At 52.3% G+C, this 2,406-nt stretch carries 3 protein-coding genes; all 3 read left to right on the top strand.

The window, feature by feature from the left end; all coding sequences use genetic code 11:
- The first annotated feature begins 22 nt into the window (after positions 1–22).
- On the top strand, positions 23–958 hold the full coding sequence (gene secF / locus OEL57_RS16180; RefSeq protein WP_300741907.1) for a protein translocase subunit SecF: 936 nt from the start codon (positions 23–25) through the stop codon (positions 956–958).
- A gap of 9 nt (positions 959–967) precedes the next feature.
- A complete protein-coding gene (locus OEL57_RS16175; RefSeq protein WP_300741905.1) occupies positions 968–1,540 on the top strand; it encodes a tetratricopeptide repeat protein in 573 nt (190 codons plus the stop codon).
- A gap of 103 nt (positions 1,541–1,643) precedes the next feature.
- The coding region (locus OEL57_RS16170; protein ID WP_300741903.1) for a single-stranded-DNA-specific exonuclease RecJ at positions 1,644–2,406 on the top strand (763 nt) is incomplete at its 3' end.

Here is a 2,406-nt window from a genome sequence, read left to right as displayed (position 1 = left end):
ATATAAAGGAGCTGCTGCCATGTTGGAATTTCTTGGAAAAACTACTATAGATTTTGTCGGCAAGCGGAATATCTCGTTTGTTATCTCTGCTATTATTTCGATCATCGGCATCATTGCCATCATCCAGATGAGCAGGGGTGCTGCCAATATGGGGATTGATTTTACCGGTGGCACCTCGGTGCAGCTTAAATTTGACAAGCCGCTTGCCATGGCTGATGCCCGAAAGGCGCTGCATGCAGCCGGTATTGAGGCAGAACTGCAAGAGGTGAAAGAAGGCAATAAACTGCTGGTTAAATTGCCCCGCAAGAGTTCCTTGGCGGTGGGCAAGGCGGCAGAGCTGGTGCCAGCTGCCTTTGTCAAGGCTCAGCCGGGTCTGCAGGTGACGGTAGAGAGTACCACCGAGATCGGTCCTTCCATTGGTGAAAAGCTGCGTAAAGACACTATTATTGCCGTGGCTATCTCTATGCTGGGTATCATCTGCTACATTGCCTGGCGTTTTGACTTTAAATTTGGAGTTGGCGCCGTTGTTGCCACCCTGCATGACGTACTGGCCATGTTTGCGGCCTACTACCTGACCGGTAGGGAGTTTAACCTGTTGTTCATCACTGCCGTGCTGACCATTACCGGTTACTCGCTGACCGACACGGTGGTTATCTTTGACCGGATCAGGGAAAACCTGCATAAAGATCTGAAAGGTTCGCTGCACAAGATCTTTAACAACAGCATCAATGAGACCCTGTCCCGTAGTATCATTACCTCGTTAACCACTTTTCTGGCTGCCATCTCCCTCTTTCTCTGGGGTGGCGAGGTGATCCACGACTTCTCCTTTGCCCTGCTGGTGGGTATTGGTGTTGCCACCTACTCATCGGTCTTTGTTGCCAGCCCGGTGGTGTTGTTGCTGGAACAACGTGCCATGAACAAAGGTGAAACAGGAACTGTACAGCCAGCAAAGGCATAGGGAGATCCCATGAGCAAGGAAACCACTATTGTTGGTGTTGCAGCCCTGATCATCGGTTTTTTGATCGGTGTTATGGTTGGCGGTAAATTTATGGCCGGTTCAAAGGCACCAGCCGGACAGGCAGCTATACAACAGGGTTCTGCTGGTATGCCCAACCCAGGTCAATCTGCTGCACGGATTGCCGAGCTAGAGCAACTGGTTGCCAAAGATCCTAAAAACCTGCAGGCCTGGATTACCCTGGGTAATGATTATTTTGACTCCAATCAGGCCCAGAAATCGGTGCAGGCCTATGGAAAGGCCCTTGAACTTGATCCCAATAATGCCAATGTGCTGACTGATCAAGGGGTGATGTTCAGGGCACTTGGATTCTATGATCGTGCTCTGGCTAACTTTGATAAGGCCAACAAGCTGGATCCCAAGCATCTGCAGAGTCTCTTTAATACCGGCATTGTGTATGCGGTTGACCTGAAACAGCCTGCCAAGGCTAAAGCGGTCTTTGAGGCGTTATTGCAGAAAGACCAAACAAGTGATCTGGCTAGACAGGCCAGGGAGATGCTGCAACAGCTTCCTGCTGGCAAGTAGTTGGAAATGGTTACAAAAAGACCCCGCTTGTCGGGGGATTTCTGTTTCTGCCATGCACAAACAATGGATACTCAAACAAACTGACTCAGCCAGAGTTGCTGATTTGGCAAAAGCAACCGCTCTTTCACCGGTTACTGCCGGTATCCTGGCAAGCCGTGGACTGACTGAGCCACAGCAGGTTACGTCATTCCTTACTCCATCCCTTGCAGGTATGCTTGATCCGTTTTTGATGGCCGGAATGGAACAGGCGGTACTGCGTCTGCTGGCTGCCCGTGCAGCAAATGAGCATGTCTGCATCTATGGTGATTACGATGTGGACGGCATCAGTGCCACGGCCTTGCTGGTGTCAGGCTTCATGGCAATGGGGCTCAATGTAGGTTACCACATTCCCAACCGGATGGAGGATGGCTATGGCCTGAATGGCGATGCGTTGCGTCTGATCAAAGAGCGGGGCATCGGTCTTGCCGTCAGTGTTGATTGCGGGGTCACCGCCATTGAAGAAGCCTTGCTCTGCCGTAGTATCGGGCTTGACTTGATCATAACCGACCACCACCAACCACTGGATCAACTGCCGGATGCGGTTGCCGTGATTAACCCCCAACGTCGGGATTGTGGTTATCCATTCAAGGGACTGGCCGGGGTAGGAGTGGCCTTTAATCTGCTGGTGGCGTTGCGTAGCCGTCTGCGTGACCAAGGGGCTTTGGGTCATAACGGACCGGATCTGAGGCAGTGGCTTGATGTGGTGGCCCTGGGAACCATTGCGGATCTGGTGCCGCTGGTGGAGCAGAATCGCCTGCTGACCGCAGCCGGTCTGCAGCGGATGGGCGAAGGCTGCCGGATTGGTCTTGCTGCCCTGAAACAGGTTG

Source organism: Trichlorobacter sp. (genome assembly GCF_030247655.1).
Lineage (GTDB): Bacteria > Desulfobacterota > Desulfuromonadia > Geobacterales > Pseudopelobacteraceae > Trichlorobacter.
Note: the sequence above shows the minus strand (reverse complement) of the source record. Positions and strands in the feature narration are given on the sequence as shown.